This is a genomic window from Streptomyces shenzhenensis, from assembly GCF_021462265.1.
GTDB classification, from domain to species: Bacteria; Actinomycetota; Actinomycetes; order Streptomycetales; family Streptomycetaceae; genus Streptomyces; species Streptomyces shenzhenensis.
On sequence record NZ_JAJONF010000021.1, the window covers coordinates 64,411 to 89,989 of the forward strand.

At 72.0% G+C, this 25,579-nt stretch carries 24 protein-coding genes and 2 pseudogenes; 10 read left to right on the forward strand and 16 right to left on the reverse strand.

The window, feature by feature from the left end:
• Positions 1-21: 21 nt before the first annotated feature.
• The 7 genes from LQ326_RS25610 to ssd form a co-directional block, all read right to left on the reverse strand.
• A complete protein-coding gene (locus LQ326_RS25610; protein ID WP_234540218.1) occupies positions 22-408 on the reverse strand; it encodes an Rv3654c family TadE-like protein in 387 nt (128 codons plus the stop codon).
• Positions 409-509: 101 nt separating this feature from the next.
• Complete coding sequence (locus LQ326_RS25615) at positions 510-824, reverse strand: TadE family type IV pilus minor pilin (RefSeq protein ID WP_234540081.1); 315 nt, start codon at positions 822-824, stop codon at positions 510-512.
• Between the two features lie 28 nt (positions 825-852).
• Positions 853-1,032, reverse strand: a complete 180-nt coding sequence (locus tag LQ326_RS25620; protein ID WP_234540082.1) for a DUF4244 domain-containing protein — start codon at positions 1,030-1,032, stop codon at positions 853-855.
• Between the two features lie 96 nt (positions 1,033-1,128).
• Positions 1,129-1,917 carry a type II secretion system F family protein gene (locus LQ326_RS25625; RefSeq protein ID WP_234540084.1) on the reverse strand — a complete coding sequence of 263 codons (789 nt, stop codon included), beginning with the start codon at positions 1,915-1,917 and terminating at the stop codon, positions 1,129-1,131.
• Positions 1,914-2,774, reverse strand: coding sequence for a type II secretion system F family protein (locus tag LQ326_RS25630; RefSeq protein ID WP_372496950.1), 861 nt, complete (start codon positions 2,772-2,774; stop codon positions 1,914-1,916). The genes LQ326_RS25625 and LQ326_RS25630 overlap by 4 nt, the downstream gene beginning before the upstream one ends.
• 128 nt (positions 2,775-2,902) lie before the next feature.
• Positions 2,903-4,084, reverse strand: a complete 1,182-nt coding sequence (locus LQ326_RS25635) for a TadA family conjugal transfer-associated ATPase (RefSeq protein WP_234540088.1) — start codon at positions 4,082-4,084, stop codon at positions 2,903-2,905.
• Entirely contained in the window at positions 4,081-5,181 is a 1,101-nt protein-coding gene (gene ssd / locus LQ326_RS25640; protein WP_234540090.1) for a septum site-determining protein Ssd, read from the reverse strand. The genes LQ326_RS25635 and ssd overlap by 4 nt, the downstream gene beginning before the upstream one ends.
• A gap of 583 nt (positions 5,182-5,764) precedes the next feature.
• Between ssd and LQ326_RS25645 the strand changes: the two genes are divergently transcribed.
• Positions 5,765-6,589 carry an HAD family hydrolase gene (locus tag LQ326_RS25645; protein WP_234540092.1) on the forward strand — a complete coding sequence of 275 codons (825 nt, stop codon included), beginning with the start codon at positions 5,765-5,767 and terminating at the stop codon, positions 6,587-6,589.
• Positions 6,590-6,985: 396 nt separating this feature from the next.
• Here LQ326_RS25645 and LQ326_RS25650 read toward each other — a convergent pair whose 3' ends face one another.
• Positions 6,986-7,810, reverse strand: coding sequence for a Fic family protein (locus LQ326_RS25650; RefSeq protein ID WP_234540093.1), 825 nt, complete (start codon positions 7,808-7,810; stop codon positions 6,986-6,988).
• A gap of 94 nt (positions 7,811-7,904) precedes the next feature.
• Between LQ326_RS25650 and LQ326_RS25655 the strand changes: the two genes are divergently transcribed.
• Positions 7,905-8,891, forward strand: a complete 987-nt coding sequence (locus LQ326_RS25655; RefSeq protein ID WP_234540095.1) for an ATP-binding protein — start codon at positions 7,905-7,907, stop codon at positions 8,889-8,891.
• A 26-nt stretch (positions 8,892-8,917) separates the two neighbouring features.
• On the opposite strand, the gene LQ326_RS25660 is transcribed toward LQ326_RS25655, so the two are convergent.
• A complete protein-coding gene (locus LQ326_RS25660; RefSeq protein WP_234540097.1) occupies positions 8,918-10,180 on the reverse strand; it encodes a polysaccharide deacetylase family protein in 1,263 nt (420 codons plus the stop codon).
• A 338-nt stretch (positions 10,181-10,518) separates the two neighbouring features.
• Here LQ326_RS25660 and LQ326_RS25665 point away from each other — a divergent pair, with 338 nt between their 5' ends.
• The 6 genes and pseudogenes from LQ326_RS25665 to LQ326_RS25690 all read left to right on the forward strand — a co-directional run bounded on the left by LQ326_RS25665 (position 10,519) and on the right by LQ326_RS25690 (position 18,569).
• Entirely contained in the window at positions 10,519-12,936 is a 2,418-nt protein-coding gene (locus tag LQ326_RS25665; RefSeq protein ID WP_234540099.1) for a SulP family inorganic anion transporter, read from the forward strand.
• 248 nt (positions 12,937-13,184) lie between these two features.
• The gene (gene acs, locus LQ326_RS25670; protein ID WP_234540100.1) at positions 13,185-15,143 is read left to right on the forward strand and encodes an acetate--CoA ligase; all 1,959 of its coding nucleotides are present in this window, start codon (positions 13,185-13,187) and stop codon (positions 15,141-15,143) included.
• 187 nt (positions 15,144-15,330) lie between these two features.
• Positions 15,331-16,780 (forward strand): annotated as a pseudogene (gene nhaA / locus LQ326_RS25675) (Na+/H+ antiporter NhaA).
• 79 nt (positions 16,781-16,859) lie between these two features.
• Positions 16,860-17,345 carry a phage holin family protein gene (locus LQ326_RS25680; RefSeq protein ID WP_234540104.1) on the forward strand — a complete coding sequence of 162 codons (486 nt, stop codon included), beginning with the start codon at positions 16,860-16,862 and terminating at the stop codon, positions 17,343-17,345.
• The gene (locus tag LQ326_RS25685; RefSeq protein ID WP_234540106.1) at positions 17,342-18,262 is read left to right on the forward strand and encodes an alpha/beta fold hydrolase; all 921 of its coding nucleotides are present in this window, start codon (positions 17,342-17,344) and stop codon (positions 18,260-18,262) included. The genes LQ326_RS25680 and LQ326_RS25685 overlap by 4 nt, the downstream gene beginning before the upstream one ends.
• A gap of 127 nt (positions 18,263-18,389) precedes the next feature.
• Entirely contained in the window at positions 18,390-18,569 is a 180-nt protein-coding gene (locus tag LQ326_RS25690) for a hypothetical protein (RefSeq protein ID WP_234540108.1), read from the forward strand.
• A gap of 184 nt (positions 18,570-18,753) precedes the next feature.
• Here the strand turns inward: LQ326_RS25690 and LQ326_RS25695 are convergent, their stop codons facing one another.
• From LQ326_RS25695 to nth, 3 genes are all read right to left on the reverse strand, one after another.
• The gene (locus tag LQ326_RS25695; RefSeq protein WP_234540110.1) at positions 18,754-19,953 is read right to left on the reverse strand and encodes a MarP family serine protease; all 1,200 of its coding nucleotides are present in this window, start codon (positions 19,951-19,953) and stop codon (positions 18,754-18,756) included.
• A 13-nt stretch (positions 19,954-19,966) separates the two neighbouring features.
• Positions 19,967-20,629, reverse strand: coding sequence for an NUDIX hydrolase (locus LQ326_RS25700; protein ID WP_234540112.1), 663 nt, complete (start codon positions 20,627-20,629; stop codon positions 19,967-19,969).
• Between the two features lie 142 nt (positions 20,630-20,771).
• Entirely contained in the window at positions 20,772-21,776 is a 1,005-nt protein-coding gene (nth, locus tag LQ326_RS25705) for an endonuclease III (RefSeq protein ID WP_434056958.1), read from the reverse strand.
• 275 nt (positions 21,777-22,051) lie between these two features.
• Between nth and LQ326_RS25710 the strand changes: the two genes are divergently transcribed.
• Positions 22,052-22,726 carry a Crp/Fnr family transcriptional regulator gene (locus tag LQ326_RS25710; protein ID WP_018547939.1) on the forward strand — a complete coding sequence of 225 codons (675 nt, stop codon included), beginning with the start codon at positions 22,052-22,054 and terminating at the stop codon, positions 22,724-22,726.
• A gap of 82 nt (positions 22,727-22,808) precedes the next feature.
• Positions 22,809-23,012, forward strand: a pseudogene (locus LQ326_RS25715) (nucleotidyltransferase); the annotation flags it as partial.
• A gap of 80 nt (positions 23,013-23,092) precedes the next feature.
• Here the strand turns inward: LQ326_RS25715 and LQ326_RS25720 are convergent.
• The 4 genes from LQ326_RS25720 to sp36 are packed head-to-tail and all read right to left on the reverse strand — an operon-like array spanning position 23,093 to position 25,496.
• Positions 23,093-23,947 carry an MBL fold metallo-hydrolase gene (locus LQ326_RS25720; RefSeq protein ID WP_234540116.1) on the reverse strand — a complete coding sequence of 285 codons (855 nt, stop codon included), beginning with the start codon at positions 23,945-23,947 and terminating at the stop codon, positions 23,093-23,095.
• 2 nt (positions 23,948-23,949) lie between these two features.
• Entirely contained in the window at positions 23,950-24,825 is an 876-nt protein-coding gene (locus LQ326_RS25725) for an NUDIX hydrolase (RefSeq protein WP_234540118.1), read from the reverse strand.
• Between the two features lie 51 nt (positions 24,826-24,876).
• Complete coding sequence (locus tag LQ326_RS25730) at positions 24,877-25,341, reverse strand: RidA family protein (RefSeq protein WP_234540121.1); 465 nt, start codon at positions 25,339-25,341, stop codon at positions 24,877-24,879.
• Complete coding sequence (gene sp36, locus LQ326_RS25735) at positions 25,341-25,496, reverse strand: Sp36 family protein (protein ID WP_181806301.1); 156 nt, start codon at positions 25,494-25,496, stop codon at positions 25,341-25,343. The genes LQ326_RS25730 and sp36 overlap by 1 nt, the downstream gene beginning before the upstream one ends.
• Between the last annotated feature and the right edge of the window lie 83 nt (positions 25,497-25,579).

Here is a 25,579-nt window from a genome sequence, read left to right on the forward strand (position 1 = left end):
ACGCGGCGGAGCCGCGATGTCTCAGCCCCCGCGTCCCTTCGGGGCGCGTTGCACGTCGCCTGCCGGGAGGGTGGCCGGGCCCGCTCTGGCCCTGACCTCGGCCGCGAACGGCCCCGCTCCCGACGCCGCCGACACATCCGACACGTCCCCCACGAGCACGCACCGCGTAAGCCGTGCACCCTGCGCCCGGGCCAACCGGTCGGCCTTGGCGCAGGCCGCGGCCGATCCCTCGGCCCAGTGATCCGCCACCGCGAGCGCGGCCATGTCGGCCCCTCCGGCCGCGCGGTGCCGGACCACGACGGCCTGACCCAGCCCGAGCACAACACCGAACACCACGCAGAGGACGCCGATCGCCCCGACGGTCCAGACGGTGGCCGACCCTCGATCCGAACACCACCGGCTGGACAGCGCCCCGAACGCGCGCGGCGCTGCGCCATGTGCGGCTCCGCAGCGTGGGCGCGGCCGGCCCCAGCCGGCCCGCAGCCGCACAACCAGCCCCCGCCGCCCCCTCACGGCCCCTCCGCCAAGGCGACCGCCGACTCCCGCACCTCGAACGGCAGCGCGCCCAGCACCGGCGGCCTCGCCACCACCGTCACCCGTACCTCGTCCCCCTCCCGGCCGACCGTCACCGTCGCTCCGGCCGGCGCCGCCTCCTTCGTCACCGCGATCACCGCGTCCTCGGCGTCCTGTCGCGCCGCGGCCCGCGCCCCGGTGCGGGCGGCGTCCACGCACCGGATCTGGGCGGCCACCACGAGCAGCCCCCACACCAGCGCCATCGTGAACGCCACCAGCACCGGCAGCACCACGGCCGCCTCCGCGGTCACGAACCCGCGGTCGGCCTCGCGCCCACCCTCACATCCGCGCACTGAGGGCTCGTTTCACGATGTCCTGGAGCTCCGCGCTGACCTGCCCGCTCGTCACGACCGCGTAGAGGACCGCCGCGAACCCGACGGCGGCGATGATCCCCATCGCGTACTCGGACGTGACCATCCCCGCGTCCCGGCGCAACAGCATCCTCATTTTCTGGTACATCCCGACTCCCTTGAACTCGCATGAACTTCGTCGAATATGCGCAAACTTGTCTGAACTCGAAGTCAGTTCCTGTCGGCGGCTCCTTTGTCGCGCCCGTCATCCACCACCCCCTCGCAGCGCCCCGCCCGCGAGTCCGATCACCACGGGGAGCACGCCCACCGCGATGAACGCGGGCAGAAAGCACAGCCCCACCGGCGCCGAGATCAGCACGGCCGCCCGTCGCGCCCGCCCGGTCGCGTTTCGTGCCCACTCGGCGCGGGCGTCCGAGGCGAGCCGGGCGACGGGCACGGCCGCCGGCAGCCCGGACTCGCCCGCGCGCTCCAGCAGCCTGGCCAGGGCGGCGGCGCCCGGCAGAGCGGCCAGCCGCCGCCAGGCAGCCGCCGGCTCACCGCCCAGCCGCACCTCCGCCGCGCCCCGCGCCAGCCCTTCCCCGACGGGTCCGCCGAGGGCCTCCCCGACGGCCTGGGCGGCGACCACCGGACCGGCCCCGGCGGCGATACAGGCCGCCAGGAGGTCGGCGGCGAGCGGGAGTTGGCGAGCGGCCTCGGCCGCCTCCGCCTCGGCCGTCCGGTCTGCGTCACCGGTCCGGCTCCGCCACCGCCACAGCCCCACCGCGACGCCCAGTCCCAGCAGCGCTCCGGGGACCCCACCGACCAGCGCCCAGCCGCTGCACGCCGCGCCGACGACCGGCAGCCACCTGCGGACGGCACCGCTGACGTCGGAGCGGCTCTCCGCCCCCTCCGGCCTGCGCGGACCAAGCAGTCCGGTGACCTTCCGCCGGGCCCAGCGCCTGCGCCTGGCCCGCTCCAGCCGCCACGCCGACCAGCCCAGGACCGCCAGCACCGCGACCGTCACCCCCAGCCTGTGGACAACCTCCGCGCTCACGCCGCCTCAGCTCCCCGCACGATCCGGGTCGCCCACCACATCCCGGCGCCTTCGAACACCGCGCCGGCGGCCAGGCAGCCCAGGCCGGCGCCGGTGTGCAGCAGCACCCGCAGCGGGTCGGCGCCCATGGCCGAGCCGAGCAGCAGGCCGAGGGCGGGCAGGGCGGCGAGCAGCACCGCGGTGGCCCGGGCACCCGACAACTGGGCGCGCAGATCGGCATGTTGGTCCCGTTCCGCGCGCAGGGCGGCGTCCAGGCGGTCGAGGCCGGCCGCGAGACCGGCGCCCTGGTCGACGGCCACCCGCCAGCAGGCCGCGAGCCCCAGCAGGCCGTCGGCTCCGGGCTGCCGCGCCGCCACCGCCAGAGCGCCCGGCACGTCCCCGCCGAAGCGCGCCGCCGCGACCACCGTTGGGCGGGCCTCGCCGAGCCCACCGGAGTCCCGCGCGGCCCGCAGCAGGGCCTCACCCGGCTGCCGTCCCGCGCGTACCTCGCCGGCGAGCGCCCCGCACAGCGCGATCACCGCGTCGGCGCGCGTCTGCCGGGTCCGCCGAGCCTGCCGGGCCAGCCGTACCCGGCGCAGCGCCGGCACCCCGGCGGCTCCCGCGAGGACAGGAAGGACCGAGACGGTGAGGAGCGCAAGCGTGGCACCGGCGGCCAGGACCCACCACTCACTTCCCCAACGGCCGTGCAGCCGCCGCAGTTCCTCGAGCGCCCGCTCCCAGGAGGGCGGCCCGGTGGCCACCACCCCACCCCCGGCGAGCAGCAGCCGCGTCCGCCGGACCTCGCGCTGCCGCTCGGCCAGGAGCCAGGCCATGACCCCACCGCACACCAGGGCCGCACCGGCCGTCGTCTCACCCATCAGACACATCCCTTTCAAGTCATGGATCACTGGCGTCACTTCCGGCCGGCATCGGCCGGCCGCTTCGAACTCACAGGCCCTCACGCCGCCGCTTCGAACTCACAGGCCCTCACGCCGCCGCTTCGAGCTCACAGCGCGCCCACATCACCGCCGAGCAACTCCCGCAGCCGCTCCCACCCCCGCTCCCGCGCGAACGCCTCCGCGTCCCAGCGCAGCGCCGGTACCGTCCGGACCAGCCCGGAGGGGTCCCGCTCCAGGACGTGCACCTCGGCGATCCGGCGCCGGCCCGCGTGGTCCCGTACCAGGTGCAGCACCACCGACAGCGCGGCCGCCAGCTGGCTGTGCAGGGCGGACCGGTCGAGCCCGGCCGCCGTGCCGAGGGCCTCCAGGCGGGCCGGTACGTCCGCGGCCGCGTTGGCGTGCACGGTGCCGCAGCCGCCCTCGTGGCCGGTGTTGAGCGCGGCGAGCAGGTGGACCACCTCGGGCCCGCGTACCTCGCCGACGACGAGCCGGTCGGGCCGCATCCGCAGGGCCTGCCGGACCAGGTCCTCCAGGGTTACCAGGCCGGCCCCCTCCTGGTTGGCGGGTCTGGTCTCCAGCCGTACGACATGCGGGTGTTCGGGCCTGAGCTCCGCCGAGTCCTCGGCGAGCACGATCCGCTCTCCCGGTCCGACCAGGCCGAGCAAGGCGCTCAGCAGGGTCGTCTTCCCGGTGCCCGTGCCGCCGCTGACGAGGAAGGAGAGCCGGGCCGCGATGAGCGCCCGCAGGATCCGGTCGCCGCCCGGCGGCACGGTCCCGGCCGCGGCCAGTTCGTCGAGTGTGAACGCCCGGGGCCGGACCACCCGCAGCGACAGGCAGGTGCAGCCCACGGCCACCGGGGGCAGGACCGCGTGCAGGCGGGTGCCGTCTGGCAGCCGGGCGTCCGCCCAGGGACGCGCGTCGTCCAGGCGCCGGCCGGCCACCGCGGCCAGCCGCTGCGCGAGGCGACGCACCGCCGCCGCGTCCGGGAAGGTGACCGGGGTGAGTTCCAGGCCGCCGCCGCGGTCCACCCAGACCCGGTCCGGGGCGGTCACCAGGACGTCGGTGACCGCGGGGTCGGCGAGCAGGGGTTCCAGGGGGCCACTGCCGACCAGTTCGGAGCGCAACCGCTCGGCCGCACCGAGGACTTCGGCGTCACCGAGGACCCGCCCCTGGGCGCGCAGCGCCTGTGCCACCCGCGCGGGTGTCGGTTCGGCGCTGCGCTCGGCGAGCCAGCGCCGTACCCCGTCGAGCAGGGCCGGGCCGTCACCGGCCGTGGCGTCGGACCTCATGCGGCACCACCGGCCTCGACCAGCGTGCGCTCCCAGAAGCCCTTGCAGAAGCGGCCCAGGGGGCCGCGCGCCACGGAACCCGGCGGATTCTGGTTCGGCCGGGACAGGCCGGGTTCGTCGGGTACCTCGCCGGCCAGCGGCAGGCCGAGCAGCCGGGCCACCTCGCGGTCGTCCAGCCCCGGCGCGTACGGTCCCCGTACCGCCACCCTGAGATCCCGCACGACCATGCCGACGGTGGCCGCCACCCGTGCGGCCGCCGCGATCGCGCGGAGTTCGGCGGGGACCACCAGGACGGCGAGGTCGAGCTGGGTGAGGACCTCGGCGACCTCGTCGTCCAGGCGGCGCGGCAGGTCGACGACGACCGTGCCGCCGCGCCGCCGGGCTGCCGCGAGCACCGCGCGGACAGCGGGCGGCGGGATCGCCACGCAGTCGCCGCGGTCCCAGCTGAGGATCCGCAGCGAGTGCAGTTCGGGCAGCGACTCCTCCAGGGCACCGCTGCCGAGCCGGCCGCGTGAGGCGGCGAAGGCGGGCCAGCGCAGGCCCTCGGCCGTCTCGCCGCCGAGGAGTACGTCAATTCCGCCGCCCAGCGGATCCGCGTCCACCAACAGGGTGCGCAGTCCCTCCCGCGCGGAGGTGACGGCGAGCGCGCAGGCCAGCGTGGAGGCACCGGCCCCGCCCCGGCCGCCGATGACACCGACGGTGAGGGCCGGGCGGCCCACACCCTCGACGACGTCGGCGATCCGGTCCACGAGCCACTGCTCGCCGTCGGGCAGCATCAGGACGTGGTCCGCGCCGATCTCCACGGCCCGTTTCCACACATCGGGGTCGTCCTGGTCGAGGCCGACCAGGACGACCCCGCGTCGGCGCGTGGCCCCGCGCACCCGCCGGGCGGCGTCGTCGCCGACCAGGACGAGCGGGGCGGACTCCCAGCCGCCGCCACGTTCCGGCGGGCGGTGGTGAACCTCCGGTTTGGCACCGGCCGCCGCGCACAGACGCAGCAGGTCGTCGAGGAGTTCGGCGTCCTCGGTGACGATCAACGGGCGTCCGGGCCGTCCCGAGGCGGCGGACGGCGGGTCGTGGGTGACGGTTTTGGCCACGTGAGCTTCCCCCTTGGCTGCGTTCTCCCGCATGGCGCCTGCGGCCACGCGATTCCCAAACGTGCGGAGAACCGGCGATCGGCCTCCCTATGCACGGCCGGCAGAAACCGGCCATTGGCGCCCGACAAACGGAACCGGCCATGAACTCGCCGCCGCCGGAGGGCGCTGGAATCACGGTGCAGCGAACCCGGAAATCGTGTGGATCTTGGTCCGAAACTGTGGACAACTCGATGGCTGTGAATATCGCCGTCGCCCATACCGGTGAGGTTCGTCCCGGGGTCTGCGCGACTTCCACAGCGCAGCGCTTCGACTACCCAGCGTGATGAATCATGGGCATGCGAGAAGGGCGACCGGAGCCGCCCAACCAAGGCCTCAGGGCCCGCGAGAGAGGAGGAAAACCCATCCGGACATGCGACGACCCCCACCGGGGGGGAGAGTGGGGGTCGTCTCCACGGCCGACTCGGGGGGGGAGGAGCCGGACCGGGTTAGCACGGTCGCGAACGATCCGTGACTTCCATGGTGTACCCGAGAGCCTTCTCAGGCAAACCCACACGCCCCACCTTACGCCGAATGGTGGGCGCCTATGCTCGGGGTCGTGGAAAACCACTCGTTGCCCCGCACAGCGGCCTTCTTCGACCTGGACAAGACGGTCATTGCGAAGTCGAGCACACTCACGTTCAGCAAGTCGTTCTACCAAGGCGGCCTGATCAACCGCAGGGCGGCGCTGCGCACCGCGTACTCCCAGTTCGTGTTCCTGGTCGGCGGTATGGACCATGACCAGATGGAGCGCACGCGGGCCTACCTGTCCGGCCTCGTCCGCGGCTGGAACGTCCAGCAGGTCAAGGAGATCGTCGCCGAGACCCTGCACGACCTGATCGACCCGATCATCTACGACGAGGCCGCCTCCCTCATCGAGGAGCACCACCGGGCCGGCCGGGACGTCGTGATCGTCTCCACCTCGGGCGCCGAGGTGGTCGAGCCGATCGGCGAACTCCTGGGCGCCGACCGGGTGGTGGCCACCCGCATGGTCGTCGGGGACGACGGCTGCTACACCGGCGAGGTGGAGTACTACGCGTACGGCCCGACCAAGGCCGACGCAGTCCGCGAACTGGCCGCCTCCGAGGGGTACGACCTCGACCGCTGCTACGCGTACAGCGACTCGGCGACCGACGTGCCGATGCTCCAGGCCGTCGGCCACCCCCATGCCGTGAACCCGGACCGCGCGCTGCGCCGCGAGGCCCTCGCCCGCGGCTGGCCGATCCTGGACTTCCACCGGCCGGTACGGCTCAAGCAGCGGTTCTCCGCACCCCCGCGCCCCGCTCTGGTCGCCGCGGCGGCCATAGGAGCGGCGGCGGCCACCGCGGGCCTGGTCTGGTACGCCAGCCGACGCCGGAGCACGGTCGCCTGAACCGGCCACGGGCGATCCCGTTCACCGGCCGAGCCGCTTCCGCCCCTTTGGGGGACCTTTGGCCCCAAAAGTAAAGAACTGCAGGCAGGACTTCCGCTTACTCCCGGCTTGCAGTACAAAAGGGTTAACGGCCCGCGAGACCAAAGGACATCCGAAAGGATCACCTTTAAAACGCATTCGGCCCCACGGACCGAGCATGAACACCGGGCACCCACGCGACGTCGACCCGTCGATTACGGGCCAGCCGCACCAGGTGACGGGCAAAGCACCCGACCTGATGGGCGACATATCGAGGACGCTTGGTAACCCGGTGGACATGCCAGCGGCGGTACGAGAACTCGTACCGCCGCATCCCTTTTCCGAGGCCTCCGAGCCCGGCGTCTCTCCGGACGGGGCCTACGCGGCCCCGCGCTGCAGCGCCTCGCACACCGCCGTCGACTCGCGCACACCCAGTTCCACCGCGCGCCCGCAGTGCGCGATCCAGGCCGCCATCCCTTCCGGGGTGCCGGAGACGTAGCCGTCCAGGGCCGCCAGGTAGGCGCCGCGGCCCAGTTCGGCGTGGCCGACCTCGGCGGGGCAGACCGCCTTCGGGTCGAGGCCGCTGCCGATCAGCGCGATCCGCTCGGCCGCGCGCGCGACCAGCCCGTTGCACGAGGTGAAGGGCCGCAGCGCGAGCAGTTCGCCGTGCACCACGGCGGCCGTCACCAGCGCGGGCGCCTCGCTCCCCGTGACGATCAGCTCGGCAAGCCCGTCCAGACGCCCCGACACCTCGTCGGCATCGGGCAGCGGCAGTTCCACCAGTGGCTCGTCGACGCCCTCGCCGGCCCGGCGCGGCCGGCCGACCTCGTCGTCCCCCGTCGCGGCCGCCACCAGGTGCAGCCGCGCCAGCACCCGCAACGGCGACTGCCGCCAGACGGAAAGCAGTTGGCCCGCCTCCGCGGTCAGCCGCAGCGCCGCGCCCACCACGCGCGCGTCGCCGTCCACACCGAAGTCGGAGCGCCGCCGCACCTCCTCCAGCGCCCAGTCGGCCCCGGACAGCGCGGCGCTGCCCCGGGCGGCACGCAGCGCGGCCTCCGAGGTGACGGCGTTGCTGCGGCGCCGCATGATCCGGTGCCCGTAGACCCGGTCCACGGCCTTGCGCACGGACTCCACGGACTCGGCCACACCGGGCAGCGCGCCCAGGGCGGCGAGCGGGTCGGCGGTCGCACCTGTCGTACTCATGAGTACGACACTACGCATCCCGCTCCGGGACTCCACGAAGGAGTGGTCTTCTTCACTCCACATGACACGTACAGCTACTGCTCGACTACTCTTCGTGAATATGAAAATTGCTTTCGTCGGAAAGGGCGGCAGCGGCAAGACCACGCTCTCCTCCCTGTTCATCCGCCATCTCGCGGCCGCCGGCGCACCGGTCGTCGCCGTCGACGCCGACATCAACCAGCACCTGGGCCCCGCGCTCGGCCTCGACGAGACGGAGGCGGAGGCGCTGCCCGCGATGGGCGAGCAACTCTCACTGATCAAGGACTACCTGCGCGGCCACAACCCGCGCATCGCCTCCGCCGCGACGATGATCAAGACCACCCCGCCCGGCGAGGGTTCGCGGCTGGTCCGGGTCCGGGAGCCCAACCCGGTGTACGACGCCTGTGCGCGGCCGGTGGAACTCGACGGCGGCGCCGTCCGTTTGATGGTCACCGGGCCCTTCACGGAAGCCGACCTGGGAGTCTCCTGCTACCACTCCAAGACGGGAGCGGTGGAGCTGTTCCTGAACCACCTCGTCGACGGCCCCGACGAGTACGTCGTGGTCGACATGACGGCGGGCTCGGACTCGTTCGCCTCCGGCATGTTCACCCGCTTCGACATCACGTTCCTCGTCGCCGAGCCGACCCGGAAGGGGGTCTCCGTCTACCGCCAGTACAAGGAGTACGCCCGGGACTTCGGCATCGCCCTCAAGGTCGTCGGCAACAAGGTGCAGGGACAGGAGGACATCGACTTCCTGCACTCGGAGGTCGGGGACGACCTGCTGGTCACGGTCGGGCACTCGGACTGGGTACGCGCCATGGAGAAGGGCCGCCCGCCCCGGTTCGACCTTCTGGAGAACCCCAACTCCCGTGCCCTGCAAGCCCTCAAGGTAGCCACCGACGCGACATACGAGCTGCGGGACTGGGAGCGGTACACCCGGCAGATGGTCCACTTCCACCTGAAGAACGCCCTGTCGTGGGGCAACGAGCGCACCGGGGCCGACCTGGCCGCGCAGATCGACCCCGGGTTCGTGCTCGGCGAGGGAGTCGCCGCCCCCGTATGACGGGCGGCCGGCGCCCGGCCCCGCGCCTACTGCCTGACCGCCGGCGCCCCGGGCACCCCCTTGGGTGCCGGGGCGGGTCGCCCGGACAGGAAGGACTCCCAGCCCTGCCGCGGGGCCTCACCCACGTTCAGGGTCCGCAGCCTCGCCAGGACCTGCGGGTCCTGGGCGTCCAGCCAGTCGGCCAGCTGACGGAAGGAGACACAGCGCACGTCGGGCTTGTTGCAGACGTTCGCGACGACGTCGTCGACGGCGCGCATGTAGGTGCCGCCGTTCCAGGACTCGAAGTGGTTGCCGATGACGAGCGGTGCGCGGTTGCCGTTGTAGGCACGGTTGAAACCCTGGAGCAGCCCGTCGCGCATCTGGTCGCCCCAGTACTCGTACTTGTCGGGGTCACCCTGGGTCGATGTGCCGGACTGGTTGACCATGAAGTTGTAGTCCATGGTCAACTGCTCGTAGGAGTGGCCGGGGAAGGGCACGAGCTGCATCGACAGATCCCACAGCCCTTCCCTCTTCTTGGGCCAGACCTGGTCGTTGACGCCACTGGTGTCGTAGCGGAAGCCCAGCTGGCTCGCCGCCTTCACGAAGTTCTTCTGCCCTTCCAGGCAGGGGGTGCGGGCGCCGATGAGCTCCTTGTCGTAGTCGAAGGGCAGCGGTGCGGCGTCCTTCATGCCGGTGTTGGTCTTCCAGGTCTTCACGAACCGCTCGGCCTGGGCGATCTCGCTCTTCCACTCGGCAACCGACCACTCGCCGACCCCGCCGTCGGGGCCGCAGAAGTGCCCGTTGAAATGGGTGCCGATCTCGTTGCCCTCCAGCCAGGCCAGCCGTAGCTGCTTGACGGTGTCGGCGATGCCCTGCTCGTCGTTGAAGCCGATCTCGGAGCTACCGGGCGAGTGCTGCGGGGGCCGGTAGAGGTCACGCTTCTCCTCGGGCAGCATGTAGACGCCGCTGAGGAAGTACGTCATGGTCGCGTGGTTCTCCTTGGCGACCTTGCGGAAATGCGAGAACAGCTTCTGGCTGTCCTCGCCCGCGCCGTCCCAGGAGAACACCACGAACTGCGGGGGCTTCTCACCGGCCTTCAGTCGCTCGGGCCGGGGCAGATGCGGCTGCGCCCCGGTGTACGCGGTGGACCCGTCACCGATCAGACGGACCACGCTCTGGGGCGCCGGCGCTCCCTTCCGCGGGCCGGACGTCCCTAGTTCGGAGTTGGTACCGGTCGCGCAGCCGGCGACCGACGCGGCACAGGCCGCGGCGGCTACGGCACCGACCGCAATCCTCTGGGTGGCGGCCACTTCCGCCCACCTTCTTCCTTCTCTCGGCGAACGCCGGTGACGGCGTTTTATGGCGATGTGCCGGGTGTCTGCCGACAGCGCCGCCAAGGTCGCACGGGACCGAGAGAGGGATTAATACGACAAGCCGATGAACTGCTCACTTCACCCATGGGGGTGAAGAGGTGCCCCATTTGCGCAGTAAATCCATGCTTGACCTTTACTCTGCATTACGATTCATTTACCGAACGTTGATTCATCCCGCCACTGCACGCCGTGCCCCACAGCCGCGACCGAGCCCTCGCCCCCTGGTGAGGGGACCCCAGATCCGCGACCGCGCTGCCCCGGAAGAGACGGGAAACATGTCATCAGCCTGCGTCCCCACGCACCAAGAGAGCCTCGGCCTCGCCCGAGCCACAACTGCCAAGGCCGGCACCGGAGCTGACCGGGCACAGCGTCCGGCCACGCCCCCGCGGGGCCGCTTCCCCGTCGCGGGGGCCGACCTGTCCGCGTCCGTCGCGGTGTTCCTGATCGCCCTGCCGCTGTCCCTCGGCATCGCCCTCGCCACCGGCGCCCCGCTCCAGGCCGGCCTGGTCGCGGCGGCCGTCGGCGGACTGGTCGCCGGGCGGCTCGGCGGCTGCCCGCTCCAGGTCAGCGGTCCCGCCGCCGGACTCACCGTGGTCACCGCGGACCTGATCCACCGGTACGGCTGGCGGGCCACCTGCGGCATCACCGTCCTCGCCGGGCTGGCCCAGCTGGGCCTGGGCTGCCTGCGCGTGGCCCGCACCGCGCTCGCCGTCAGCCCGGCCGTGGTGCACGGCATGCTCGCCGGCATCGGCGTCACCATCGCCGTCGCCCAGCTGCACATCGTCCTCGGCGGCACCCCGCAGAGCTCGGTCCTCGCCAACGTCCTGGCTCTGCCGGCCCAGTTGGCGAACGTGCACCCGGCCTCCGTGGCGATGAGCGCGCTGACCCTCGCCCTGCTGTTCGGCTGGCCCCGGATCCCGGGCAGAGCCGGCCGGCCGCTGCGTACGGTCCCGGCCGCCCTGGCCGCCGTCGCCGGTGCCACCGCGACGGCCTCGCTCACCGGGCTCGCCCTACCCCTGGTCGACCTGCCGTCCTGGAGCAGCCACGCACTGGCGGGGCTGCCCGAGGGACCGGCGCTCGGCCTCGTCGCCGCCGTGCTCACCACCACGCTGGTGTGCAGCGTGCAGTCGCTGCTGGGCGCGGTCGCCGTGGACAAGCTGGTGGCCGGCCGCACCGGACCCCAGTCCCGCCTCGGCCGCTCCGACCTGGACCGGGAGCTGCTCGGACAGGGCGCGGCCAACATCGTGTCGGGGGCACTCGGCGGCCTGCCGGTCGCGGGGGTGGCGGTGCGCAGTTCGGCGAATGTGCGATCCGGTGCCGTGAGCCGGAACTCCACGATGCTGCACGGCGTTCTCGTAGTAGTCGCCGCGCTGCTGATGGTCCCGGTCCTGGATCTCATCCCGCTCGCCTCGCTCGCCGCCCTGGTGATGGCCGTCGGCATCCAGATGGTGTCCCTGCACCACATCCGCACGGTGACCCGCCACCGCGAAGTGCTGGTGTACGCCGTCACCACACTCGGGGTGGTTCTGATCGGTGTCCTGGAGGGCGTGCTCCTCGGGGTCGCGGTGGCCGTCGCCGTCGCCCTGCGCCGCCTCGCCCGCACCCGCATCACCCACGAGGAGAAGGGAGGAGTCCATCACGTACACGTAGGGGGACAGCTGACATTCCTCGCGGTGCCCCGGCTCAGCAGAGTCCTGCATCTCGTACCCCAGGGCGCCCACGCCGTGGTGGAGCTGGAAGGTTCGTTCATGGACCACGCGGCGTACGAGTCACTGCGGGACTGGCGCAGGGCCCACACCGCGCGGGGCGGCTCCGCCGAACTGACGGGCTGCCGCGTGGGCGTCCGCGCACCGGAGTACGGCCACGCACCGCGGCACAGGCACCGCACCGAGCCGCACACAGGTCACGTTCCCGAGCCGCACACGGGTCACGGTCCCGAGCCCCGTGCAGGTCACGGTCCCGAACCCCGCGCAGATCTCGCTCTCCGACTCGGGAAGCCGGCCGGGGCGGGTCATGAACTCGCTCGCGGGATCAGCGAGTTCCAGCGGGACACCGCGCCCCTGGTGCGGGCGGAGCTGGCCCGGCTGGCGCGCGAGGGGCAGCGGCCGTCACAGCTCTTCCTCACCTGCGCCGACTCCCGGCTCGTCACCTCGATGATCACTTCCAGTGGCCCGGGCGACCTGTTCGTCGTCCGCAACGTGGGCAACCTGGTCCCTCTTCCGGGTGACGAGAACGGGGACGACTCGGTGGCGGCCGCGATCGAGTACGCGGTGGACGTGCTGAGGGTGCGGTCCATCACGGTGTGCGGGCACTCCGGGTGCGGGGCGATGCAGGCGCTGCTCGGCTCGGGGAGCAGGGGCGCGGCGACCCCGCTCGGGCGGTGGCTGCGGCACGGGCTGCCGAGCCTGGCCAGGCTGGCCGACGAGGGCCGTCCGGGGGCCCGGCTGGCCGGACGGGCGCCGGCGGACACGGCGGAGCGGCTGTGCCTGACGAACGTGGTCCAGCAGCTGGAGCATCTGCGGGCGCACGACTCGGTGGCCCGGGCGCTGGCGGCGGGCGAGCTGGAGCTGCACGGGATGTACTTCCACGTGGGCGAGGCGCAGGCGTATCTGCTGAGCAGGGGCGGTGCGGACGCGGAGGAAGGGGTGTTCCAGGGGGTACCCGGCACGGAGGAGCTTCCCAGCCCGGCGTGAGCCGAGGGCGCCCGGGGCTGTCGGCGCCGCACGGGCCGGCACCGGCACCGGCCGGTCCGGCGTGCCACGGCCCACCCCGAAACCGGCCGGCTCGGCGGGCCCGACCGCCGGCCCGCGGCGCCCGGCCCGGACTCACCCCACCACCCCATAGGTCTAAACCAATTATTCGACGGCCCTTGTCACCGGGGCCCCTGGTCTGATGAGCTGTGGCCTGGGACACAACGGACACCCTTCGAAAGGGAGATGTCGTGAGCAACGAAAGCCTGGCCAACCTCTTGAGGGAGGAGCGACGCTTCGCGCCGCCCGCTGACCTGGCCGAGAACGCCAATGTCACGGCCGAGGCGTACGAACAGGCCAAGGCTGACAGGCTCGGCTTCTGGGCCGAGCAGGCCCGCCGGCTGACCTGGGCCAAGGAGCCGACCGAGACGCTGGACTGGTCGAACCCGCCGTTCGCGAAGTGGTTCAAGGACGGCGAGCTCAACGTCGCGTACAACTGCGTGGACCGGCATGTGGAGGCCGGGCACGGCGACCGCGTCGCCATCCACTTCGAGGGCGAGCCCGGCGACAGCCGCGCGATCACCTACGCCGAGCTGAAGGACGAGGTCTCCAAGGCGGCCAACGCCCTGCTGGAACTCGGAGTCCAGAAGGGCGACCGGGTCGCGGTCTACATGCCGATGATCCCGGAGACGGCGATCGCGATGCTCGCCTGTGCCCGGATCGGCGCCGCGCACTCCGTGGTCTTCGGCGGCTTCTCGGCGGACGCGCTCGCCACCCGCATCCAGGACGCGGACGCCAGGGTCGTCATCACCTCCGACGGCGGCTACCGGCGCGGCAAGCCGTCCGCGCTCAAGCCGGCCGTCGACGAGGCGGTCGGCAAGGCGGGCAACGTCGAGCACGTGCTGGTCGTGCGGCGCACCGGGCAGGAAGTGGCCTGGGACGACACGCGGGACGTGTGGTGGCACGAGATCGTCGAGCGGCAGTCGGCCGAGCACACGCCGGAGGCCTTCGACGCCGAGCACCCGCTCTTCATCCTCTACACGTCCGGCACGACCGGGAAGCCGAAGGGCATCCTGCACACCTCGGGCGGCTACCTCACCCAGACGGCGTACACGCACTGGGCGGTCTTCGACCTCAAGCCGGAGACGGACGTGTACTGGTGCACGGCCGACGTCGGCTGGGTGACCGGCCACTCGTACATCGTGTACGGGCCGCTGGCCAACGGCGCGACCCAGGTGATGTACGAGGGCACCCCGGACACCCCGCACCAGGGCCGGTTCTGGGAGATCGTGCAGAAGTACGGGGTGACGATCCTGTACACGGCGCCCACGGCGATCCGCACGTTCATGAAGTGGGGCGACGACATCCCCGCGAAGTTCGACCTGAGCAGCCTGCGGGTGCTCGGTTCGGTCGGGGAGCCGATCAACCCCGAGGCGTGGATCTGGTACCGCAAGCACATCGGTGCCGACCGGACGCCGATCGTGGACACCTGGTGGCAGACCGAGACCGGCGCGATGATGATCTCGCCGCTGCCTGGCGTCACCGCGACCAAGCCCGGTTCCGCGCAGACCCCGCTGCCCGGCATCTCGGCGACGGTCGTCGACGACGAGGCGGGCGAGGTGCCGAACGGCGGTGGCGGCTACCTGGTGCTGACCGAGCCGTGGCCGTCGATGCTGCGCACGATCTGGGGCGATGACCAGCGGTTCCTGGACACGTACTGGTCGCGGTTCGAGGGCAAGTACTTCGCCGGTGACGGCGCGAAGAAGGACGACGACGGCGACATCTGGCTGCTCGGCCGGGTGGACGACGTCATGCTGGTCTCCGGCCACAACATCTCCACGACCGAGGTGGAGTCGGCGCTGGTGTCCCACCCGTCGGTCGCCGAGGCGGCCGTCGTCGGCGCGGCGGACGAGACGACCGGGCAGGCGATCGTCGCCTTCGTGATCCTGCGCGGCACGGCGAACGCCGAGGACGCGGCTCTCGTCAGTGAACTCCGCAACCACGTCGGCGCCACACTCGGCCCGATCGCCAAGCCCAAGCGGGTCCTGCCGGTGGCCGAGCTGCCGAAGACCCGCTCCGGCAAGATCATGCGCCGGCTGCTGCGCGATGTCGCCGAGAACCGGCAGCTCGGCGACGTGACCACGCTCACCGACTCGACGGTCATGGATCTCATCCAGGCGAAGCTCCCGGCGGCGCCCAGCGAGGACTGAGCCCTTCCCGTGTCCGAAGGGGCGCCCGGCGCGAAACGTGCCGGGCGCCCTTTTCGCTCCTACCGTGAACTCACCTGGCAACTCACCCCACACTTTAGGTAAACTAAGCAAAGCAAGGTGATCCGAAGGTGTGCCGGGAAGTCTGGTCGGCAAGTAGCCCTGTCCTGCCCACCGACCGGAGGTCACCGTGTCCACGCCCCGCACCACCCCCGTCCGGAAGGTCCTCGGGCGGCTCTCGCTGCCCGAGCGGACCGTCGTGGCGGACGCGCTGCGGACCGAGACCGTCGGCGGTGTGCTGCTGCTCGTCGCCGCGACAGCCGCACTGGTCTGGGCGAACATCCCCGCGCTCCACCACAGCTACCAGAGCGTCGCGGAGTTCCACTTCGGCCCCGGGGCCCTCGGCCTGGACCTCTCCGTCGCCCACTGGGCCGCCGACGGCCTGCTCGCGGTCTTCTTCTTCGTCGCCGGCATCGAACTCAAACGCGAACTGGTGGCCGGCGACCTGCGCGACCCGAAGGCGGCCGTCCTCCCGGTGGTCGCCGCGCTGTGCGGAATGGCCGTACCGGCGCTCGTCTACACCCTCACCAACCTCACCGGCGGCGGCTCCACGCACGGCTGGGCGGTGCCCACGGCCACCGACATCGCCTTCGCGCTGGCCGTGCTGGCGGTGATCGGCACCTCGCTGCCGAGCACGCTGCGCGCCTTCCTGCTCACCCTCGCGGTCGTCGACGACCTGTTCGCCATCCTGATCATCGCGATCTTCTTCACCGAGCGGATCCACTTCGCCGCGCTCGGCGGCGCGGTCCTCGGCCTCGCCGTCTTCTGGCTGCTGCTGCGCGGGGGCGTGCGCGGCTGGTACGTGTACGTACCGCTCGCGGGCGTGATCTGGGCGCTGATGTACAACAGCGGCGTGCACGCGACCATCGCCGGTGTCGCCATGGGCCTGATGCTGCGCTGCACCACCCGCACGGGTGAGGAGCACTCCCCCGGTGAGCGCGTCGAGCATCTGGTGCGGCCCTTGTCGGCGGGGCTGGCGGTGCCCCTGTTCGCGCTCTTCAGCGCCGGCGTGACGGTGTCCGCAGGGGCGCTCGGCGACGTCTTCACCAGACCGGAGACGCTCGGAGTCGTCCTCGGCCTGGTCATCGGCAAGGCGGCCGGGATATTCGGCGGGACCTGGCTGACCGCCCGCTTCACCCGGGCCTCGCTGAGCGAGGACATCGCATGGGCCGACGTCTTCGCGGTGGCCTCGCTGGCCGGCATCGGTTTCACCGTGTCGCTGCTCATCAGCGAACTCGCCTTCGAAGGCGACGCCGGGCTCACGGACGAGGTCAAGGCCGCCGTGCTCACCGGCTCGCTCATCGCGGCCCTGTGCGCCACGGTGCTGCTGAAGATACGCAACGCCCGCTACCGCAGGCTGGTCGAGGCCGAGGAGCGGGACGACGATCTCGACGGCATCCCGGACGTCTACGAGGAGGACGACCCGGCCTACCACCTGCGGATGGCGGAGATCTACGAGCGCAAGGCCGCCGAACACCGCAGGATCGCCGCGGAGAAGGCCGCCTCGTAGGGGTCTGGGGCGTGACGCGCTTGCCGAAGTGCCGGGCGGGGCAGGCGAGCAGGGCGGCCGTCCGGCATGATCTGACGAGACGGTACAAAAAAGACCGGTGCACAAGGCCGGTCGAAGAGACGACGACGAAGACGCAGAGGGAGACCGCGATGAGCGCACCCGACGGCAGCCCGGTCGGTGCCGAACGCAGCATCGGCCAGCTGTTCGCCTCGGCCACGGCCGAGATGTCGGCGCTGGTGCACGACGAGATCGCACTGGCCAAGGCCCAGCTGAAGCAGGACGTCAAGCGGGGCGCGACGAGCGGCGGTGCGTTCTCGGCGGCCGGCGTGCTGCTGCTGTTCTCCCTGCCCATGCTCAACTTCGCGCTGGCGTACGGCATTCGGACCTGGAGTCAGTGGAATCTCGCGGTCTGCTTCCTGCTCTCCTTCGCGGCGAACGTCCTGGTGGCCGTCGCCCTCGCACTGGTCGGTGTGGTGTTCGCGAAGAAGGCCAAGAAGGGACAGGGCCCGCAGAAGGTGGCCGCGTCGATGAAGGAGACGGCACACGTGCTGCAGAACGCCAAGCCGCATCCGCGCCCGGAACTTCCCCGGGACGAGGTGCCGGCCCTCGAGGCTGTGGCACGCTCGACCTCATGACGGATCCCGCTCCCTCGGTCGTACGGCCGGAGGGCCCCTGGACGCACCGGGACATCGCCGCGAACGGCGCCCGCTTCCACATCGCCGAGCTCGGCGACGGACCTCTGGTCCTGCTGGTGCACGGGTTCCCCCAGTTCTGGTGGACCTGGCGGCACCAGCTGGTCGCGCTCGCCGACGCGGGCTTCAGGGCCGTCGCCATGGACCTGCGCGGCGTCGGCGGCAGCGACCGCACCCCGCGCGGCTACGACCCGGCGAACCTCGCGCTCGACATCACCGGTGTGATCCGTTCCCTGGGCGAGCCGGACGCCGCGCTGGTCGGCCACGACCTGGGCGGCTACCTGGCGTGGACGGCGGCGGCGATGCGCCCGAAGCTGGTACGACGGCTCACGGTGGTGTCCATGCCACACCCGCGGCGCTGGCGCTCGGCGATGCTCCGGGACCGCCGGCAGACCGCCGCCGCCTCCTACATCTGGGGCTTCCAGCGGCCCTGGATCCCCGAGCGGCACCTCACCGCCGACGACGGCGCACTGGTCGGCCGGCTGATCCGGGACTGGTCCGGGCCACGGCTGCCCGACGACGAGGCGGTGGAGATCTACCAGCAGGCCATGTGCATCCCGTCCACCGCGCACTGCTCGATCGAGCCGTACCGCTGGCTGGTGCGCTCGCTCGCGCGGCCGGACGGCATCCAGTTCAACCGCCGGATGAAGCGCCCGGTCCGCGTCCCGACCCTCCATCTGCACGGCTCCCTGGACCCGGTCACCCGCACCCGCAGCGCGGCCGGCTCCGGCGAGTACGTCGAAGCCCCGTACCGCTGGCGGCTGTTCGACGGGCTGGGGCACTTCCCGCACGAGGAGGACCCGGTGGGATTCTCCGCCGAACTGGTGAACTGGCTGAAAGACCCCGAACCCGATCGGTGACCCCGCCGATGCGCCCGGTATCCGGATCTGGACACCTGTTCTACGAACGGCCACATGCCCGGCGCATAGGCCGATTGAGGGGCGTGCGGGAGGTTATCGACCTTGGGGCGGGGGCAGACGTCGGGGTATGGGCTGGACGCACGACTACAGTGACGCACCCCGCAACCGCCGTTCGACAGGCGGCCCGAACCCCTATCGAGGAGGTGCCCCGCAGCTGCCGGGCACGGACCTCAGGGTGGGGATTCCGCACATCCTGCGCCGCCGGGCCCGCTGGGTCTCGGTGCGTCTGCGCCACACCCGCGGCTGAGGCCGACCGCTGGGGGTGGCCGGTCCTGTCCGGTGCGCAGACCGGCGGGGTTCAACGCGGGCCCTCCCCACGCCGACGCCAAGGCTCTTTCAGGAAGCGGTACCGGCGACACTGGCGCGATTCTCACGCCGGCTGACGTGACGAGCCGCCTCCCCCGCGCCCCGTACGAGGGCGCCGCACAGCGCTAGAGGGCGCAGCTGTCGGTGCCCACCTGCTGGCTCGCGGTGCGGCCCCGGTCGATGTCCGCCCGGATCTCGTCGGCCGTGAGGGCGTACCCGGTGTCGGCGTCGTCCAGCGACTTCGCGAAGACGACCCCGTACACCCTGCCCTCCGGCGTGAGCAGCGGGCCGCCGGAGTTGCCCTGGCGGACGGTCGCATACAGCGAGTAGACGGCGCGGCGGACGGTGCCGCGGTGATAGATGTCCGGGCCGTTGGCGGTGATGCGGCCGCGCACCCGGGCGGGCCGGACGTCGTACGACCCGTTCTCCGGGAACCCGGCGACGATCGCGCTGTCGGTGGTCTGCGCGTCGTGGGCCGAGAACTTGAGCGACCTGGTCCGCAGGTCCGGCACGTCCAGTACGGCGATGTCGCGCTGCCAGTCGTAGAGGACGACCTTGGCGTCGTACTTGCGGCCCTCGCCGCCGACCTGGACGGTGGGGTCGTCGACGCCGCCGACCACGTGGGCGTTGGTCATCACGCGGTGGTCGGCGAAGACGAAGCCGGTGCCCTCCAGGATCTTGCCGCAGCTCTGCGCGGTGCCCGTCACCTTGACGATGGACTGCTTGGCGGTGGTGGCCACCGAGCTGTTCGCGAGGGCCGGGTCGGGCGGCGAGACGTCGGTGATCGGCTCGTTGGCGAACGGGCTGAAGACCTGCGGGAAGCCGTTCTGCGCGAGGACCGTGGAGAAGTCCGCGAACCAGGTGTCGGCCTGGTTGGGCAGCGCTCTGGACACCCCGAGCAGCACCTTGGAGTTGCGTACCTCCTTGCCGAGCGTCGGCAGGGTGGTACCGGCCAGGGCGGAGCCGATCAGCCAGGCGACCAGCAGCATCGCCACCACGTTGACCAGCGCGCCGCCGGTGGCGTCCAGGGCACGGGCCGGGGACCAGGTGATGTACCGGCGCAGCTTGTTGCCCAGGTGGGTGGTCAGGGCCTGGCCGATGGAGGCGCAGACGATGACGACGACCACGGCGACGACCGCGGCGGTGGTACTCACCTCGGCGTTGCCGGTCGCCGCGTCCCAGATCACGGGCAGGGTGTAGACGGCGACGAGTCCGCCGCCCAGGAAGCCGATCACCGACAGGATGCCGACGACGAACCCCTGGCGGTAGCCGACGATCGCGAACCACACGGCGGCGACCAGCAACAGGATGTCCAGCAGATTCACGAACGACACCCTGTCATGACCGCCAGTCGAGCGGGACCAGCTTCTCTCGGTCCCAGGAGCGCTCCCATCCCGCGTAGTGCAGCAGACGGTCGATCACCCCGGCCGTGAACCCCCATACCAGGGTCGATTCGACCAGGAATGCCGGGCCCTGGTGGCCGCTGGGGTGCACGGTGGTGGCCCGGTTGGCCGGATTCGTGAGATCCGCCACGGGAACGGTGAAGACCCGCGCCGTCTCGTTCGGATCGACCACCCCCACCGGGCTGGGCACGCGCCACCAGCCCAGCACCGGGGTGACCACGAACTCGCTCACCGGGATGTACAGCCTGGGCAGCGCGCCGAACAGCTGGACACCGGCGGGATCCAGCCCGGTCTCCTCCTCGGCCTCGCGGAGAGCGGCCCGCAGCGGCCCGTCGGCCTTCGGGTCGCCGTCCTCGGGATCCAGGGCGCCCCCGGGGAAGGAGGGCTGCCCGGCGTGCGAACGCAGCGAACCGGCCCGCTCCATCAGCAGCAGCTCGGGACCCTGCTCCCCCTCACCGAACAGGATCAGCACGGCCGACTGCCGCCCCGCGCCGTTCTCCGGTGGCAGGAAGCGGCTCAGCTGGAGCGGCTGGACCGTCTCGGCGGCCCGCGCCACCGGGTCCAGCCACTCGGGCAGACCCTCCTTGCTGAGTGCCACGTCCTCACGTGGACCGCCCGCTTGCGCCTTGCTGCTCTGCGTCACGACATCCCCCGTCCGGCCCTGCTCCCCCGTCCTGCCCGTTCCAACGCCCGAAGTCTCCTTGATCGTTCCGTTCTCCGTCCCTGAGAGGGCCCCTGGGTCAGGTCCCTGATACGGCGCCCAGCGGGGGCGCCGGCCGGCCGCCCGCGTCCAGATACGCCTGCGGTGGCTTGAGCCGCTGGCCGGGGAAGCCGCCCTTCTCGTACTTGAGCAGCTTCCTCGCCTTCTCCGGGTCGGTCTCGCCCTCGCCGTAGGCCGGGCAGAGCGGGGCGATCGGGCAGGCGCCGCAGGCGGGTTTGCGGGCGTGGCACATCCGGCGGCCGTGCCAGATCACGTGGTGCGAGAGGTCGGTCCAGTCGCTCTTGGGAAACAGTGCGCCGACGGCGGCCTCGATCTTGTCGGGTTCGGTCTCCCCCGTCCACCGCCAGCGGCGGACCAGGCGCTGGAAGTGCGTGTCCACGGTGATGCCGGGACGCCCGAAGGCGTTGCCGAGCACGACGAACGCGGTCTTGCGGCCGACGCCGGGCAGCTTGACGAGGTCCTCGAGCCGCCCTGGGACCTCTCCGCCGAACTGCTCGACCAGCCCCTTGGAGAGCCCTGTCACGGACTTGGTCTTGGCCCGGAAGAACCCGCACGGCCGCAGGATCTCCTCGACCTCCTCCGGGTTGGCGGCGGCCAGGTCCTCGGGAGTGGGGTACTTCGCGAACAGCGTCGGGGTGGTCTGGTTGACCCTGAGGTCGGTGGTCTGGGCGGAGAGCACCGTGGCCACCAGGAGCTGGAAGGGGTTCTCGAAGTCCAGCTCGGGGTGGGCGTACGGATACACCTCGGCGAGCTCGCGGTTGATCCGGCGGGCCCGACGGACGAGCGCGGCCGGCGACTCCGGCTTCCCGGCCGGCGATTTGGATTTCCCGGCCGGCTGCGGCTTCTCGGCGACGGCCTTCTCGACGGCCGTCTTCTTCGCTGCCGTCTTCTTCGCCGCCGCCTTCTTCTGCACCGCCGTCTTCTCCACGGCGGCTTTCTTCACCGCAGCCTTCTTCACTGCTTTCACTGCTTTTGTCGCCTTTTTCGGTTCACCGGAAGCGACATCGGACTCTTGTTCGCCCACAGCGGAATCACCTCGTACAACCACCCGCCCAGCCCCCTTGGCCTGTGCTTCACCGGCGATTTGGACACCCGGCCAGCCTAAAGCCCGGCACCGACATCCGCCCCGGACCCGGAAGATCAGCCCCCGATTGGACCCCTGCCGCTTACCCGGGCACACCTGTGCGGCATCCTTGTGACAGATCACACTGTTTGGACCGTCCGGCAAAATGGGGAACACGGTCCCCTGGTACCAAGGGGGAGCAAGATCCCCTGAGCAGGTCGACAAGGAGAGAACTCGTGGACGACGTTCTGCGGCGCAACCCGCTCTTCGCGGCGCTCGATGACGAGCAGTCCGCGGAGCTGCGTGCCTCCATGAGTGAGGTGACCCTCGCGCGTGGCGACTCCCTGTTCCACGAGGGCGACCCGGGCGACCGGCTCTACGTCGTCACCGAGGGCAAGGTCAAGCTCCACCGCACCTCCCCCGACGGCCGGGAGAACATGCTCGCAGTCGTCGGCCCCGGCGAGCTGATCGGCGAACTGTCGCTGTTCGACCCCGGCCCGCGCACGGCGACCGCGACCGCGCTGACCGAGGTCAAGCTGCTGGGCCTCGGCCACGGCGACCTCCAGCCCTGGCTGAACGCGCGCCCCGAGGTGGCCACCGCGCTGCTGCGCGCCGTCGCCCGCAGGCTGCGCAAGACCAACGACGCCATGTCCGACCTGGTCTTCTCCGACGTGCCGGGCCGGGTCGCGCGCGCCCTGCTGGACCTCTCCCGCCGCTTCGGCGTGCAGTCCGAGGAGGGCATCCACGTCGTCCACGACCTCACGCAGGAGGAGCTGGCCCAACTGGTCGGCGCGTCCCGCGAGACCGTGAACAAGGCGCTGGCGGACTTCGCCCAGCGTGGCTGGCTGCGCCTGGAGGCGCGGGCCGTGATCCTGCTGGACGTCGAGCGCCTGGCCAAGCGTTCGCGGTAGTCGCCGTCTCCGGGGGCGCTGCCCCCGGACCCCGTTCTGTCGGCCTGCGGCCTCGTCCCCCATCGCCGGACCGGCTCAGATGTGGGACGGCTGGACCAGCGATCTGCGCGAGATGGCCGAGGCGTTCGCCGGCTACTACCCGGAGCGGGCCGGGCAACTGCGCCGCGCGGCCGAGTCGGGGTACGAGCCGGTCGGCGACCGCGCGGTGCTGTGGTCGTACGTCGACGACCTGGGCCCGTGGCTCGCCGCCGAGTACGCGCGCGTGCACGGCGTGAAGGCGCCCTGACCCGAAGGCCGGAACCAGGACCAGGGCCAGGACGAGATCCAGGGCCGGGACCCGAACCGGGAGCGGGACCAGAACCGGGGCTAGAACTCGGACTGGAGTTCGGTCTGGATCAGTCCGTGCTCGGTCAGGTAGTCCAGCTGGGCCCGTACCGACAGTTCCGCGGCCGGCCACAGGGAGCGGTCCACGTCGGCGTACACGTGCGCGACGACCTCGGCGGGACTGCGGTGGCCGTTCTCGACGGCCGTCTCGATCTGGGCGAGCCGGTGGGCGCGGTGGGCGAGGTAGAACTCGACGGCTCCCTGGGCGTCTTCCAGGACCGGTCCGTGGCCCGGCAGAACGGTGTGCACGCCGTCGTCGACCGTCAGCGAGCGCAGCCGCCGCAGCGAGTCCAGATAGTCGCCCAGACGGCCGTCAGGATGCGCCACGACCGTCGTACCGCGCCCCAGCACGGTGTCGCCGGTCAGGACCGCGCGGTCGGCCGGCAGGTGGAAGCACAGGGAGTCGGCGGTGTGGCCCGGGGTGGGTACGACCCGCAGCTCCAGCCCGCCGGTCGTGATCACGTCGCCGGCGGCCAGTCCCTCGTCGCCGAGCCGCAGCGCCGGATCGAGGGCACGCACGCGCGTGCGGGTCAGTTCCGCGAAGCGCACGGCGCCCTCGGCGTGGTCCGGGTGGCCGTGGGTCAGCAGGGTCAGCGCGACGCGTTTGCCGGCCTTCTCCGCGGTGTCGATGACGTTCTTGAGGTGGCCGTCGTCCAGGGGGCCGGGGTCGATCACCACGGCCAGGTCGGAGCCGGGCTCGGCGACGATCCAGGTGTTGGTGCCGTCCAGGGTCATGGCGGAGGCGTTGGGCGCCAGCACGTTGACGGCCCGCGCGGTGGCGGGCCCCGCAAGGACTCCGCCGCGCGGCTGGCCGGGCAGGGCTGCTGCGTCCGTCATGGTCAGGCTCCGCCGCTCGTCAGGTCGGTCGGTATGTGCTTGGTGAACTCGTCGTGGCCCGGCCAGCTCAGGACGATCGCGCCGTCCGCCAGGCGGGCGCGGGCCAGCACCGGGGTCATGTCCCGGGTGGGCGCCGCCGCGAGCGTCTCCGCGGCCGTGGCGTACGGCAGCAGCTGCCGCAGGGTGGCGATGGTGGGCGGCATCATCAGCAGCTCGCCCTTGTCGTAGCCGACGGCGGCCTCGGCCGGGCGGATCCACACCGTGCGGTCGGCCTCCGTGGAGGCGTTGCGGGTGCGCTGGCCCGCGGGCAGGGCGGCGACGAAGAACCAGGTGTCGTAGCGGCGGCTCTCGAACTCTGGGGTGATCCAGCGCGTCCAGGCTCCCAGCAGGTCCGAGCGCAGGACCAGACCCCGCCGGTCCAGGAACTCGGCGAAGGACAGCTCACGGGCGACCAGGGCGGCGCGGTCGGCCTCCCAGTCGTCCCCGGTGGTGTCGCCGACCACGGCGTCCGGGGCCGGTCCGGCGAGCAGGACGCCCGCCTCCTCGTACGTCTCCCGCACGGCCGCGCAGACGATCGCCTGGGCGCCCGCCTCGTCGACGCCGAGCCGGTCGGCCCACCACGCGCGCGTGGGGCCCGCCCAGCGGACCTGATGGTCGTCGTCGCGCGGGTCGACACCGCCGCCGGGATACGCGTACGCGCCTCCGGCGAAGGCCATGGAGGCGCGTCTGCGCAGCATGTGGACGGCGGGACCGTCCGGGGTGTCCTTCAGCAGCAGCACGGTGGCCGCGCGCTTCGGGCTCACCGGCACCAGGGTGCCCTCCGCGTGTGCGCGGATGCGGTCCGGCCACTCGGGGGGATACCACTGTCCATCGGCCATTACCGGAGGCTATCCCGTAGGGAGCGAATGTTCGAGGGGGGCTCCAGCTGGCTACGGCTCCAGCTCGACCTGGACCTCGACCTCGACCGGCGCGTCCAGCGGCAGCACCGCGACGCCCACCGCGCTGCGCGCGTGCACGCCCTTGTCGCCGAGGACCTCGCCGAGGAGTTCGCTGGCGCCGTTGATCACACCCGGCTGCCCGGTGAAGTCGGGCGCGGAGGCCACGAAGCCCACGACCTTCACCACGCGCGCGATCCGGTCCAGGTCACCGGCGACGGACTTCACGGCGGCCAGGGCGTTCAGCGCGCAGACGCGGGCCAGCTCCTTGGCCTCCTGCGCGGTGACCTCGGCGCCGACCTTGCCGGTGACCGGGAGCTTGCCGTCCACCATCGGCAGCTGGCCGGAGGTGTAGACGTACACACCGGACCGCACGGCCGGCTGGTAGGCGGCGAGCGGCGGCACGACCGCCGGCAGCGCGAGACCGAGTTCGGCCAGTTTGGCCTCGATGGCGCTCATCAGGGCTTCTCCCGCTTCAGGTAGGCCACGAGCTGCTCCGGGTTGGGCCCGGGCACCACCTGGACGAGCTCCCAGCCGTCCTCGCCCCAGGTGTCCAGAATCTGCTTCGTGGCATGGACGAGCAGCGGCACGGTTGCGTATTCCCACTTGGTCATGGGGGCGACTGTATCCGCTGTGACGGACGGGACACGTGGGCCACCGCACGCACGGTTATCCACAGCCTCCCGCGTGAGTGTCC